Here is a 265-nt window from a genome sequence, read left to right as displayed (position 1 = left end):
TCCAGACTCTGTTGCCGTTCCCACTTCACCCTTCGGCGCCGCCGCCAGCAACGGCCGGGTTTCGGCGTTGTCGCCGGCTGATGACGGGTGCCGGAACACCGCGGAGTTCCTGCGGGTCCGGCTGCGGATCGGCGCCGGGGAAGCCCGCCGCCGCCTCGCCCTGGCCTCCGCCGTCCTCCCCCGCACCGGCATCACCGGCCAGCCCCTGCCCCCGGCCTGCGAAGAAACCGCCGCCGCCCTCGCCACCGGCACCATCGCCTCCCGC

At 75.5% G+C, this 265-nt stretch carries 1 protein-coding gene; it reads left to right on the top strand.

The window, feature by feature from the left end:
• Positions 1-265: DUF222 domain-containing protein (locus ABFP37_RS22585; RefSeq protein ID WP_347035043.1), on the top strand; the 265-nt coding region annotated here is incomplete at both ends.

The organism is Burkholderia sp. RS01 (assembly GCF_039748055.1).
Taxonomy (GTDB): Bacteria; Actinomycetota; Actinomycetes; order Actinomycetales; family Micrococcaceae; genus Arthrobacter.
Note: the sequence above shows the minus strand (reverse complement) of the source record. Positions and strands in the feature narration are given on the sequence as shown.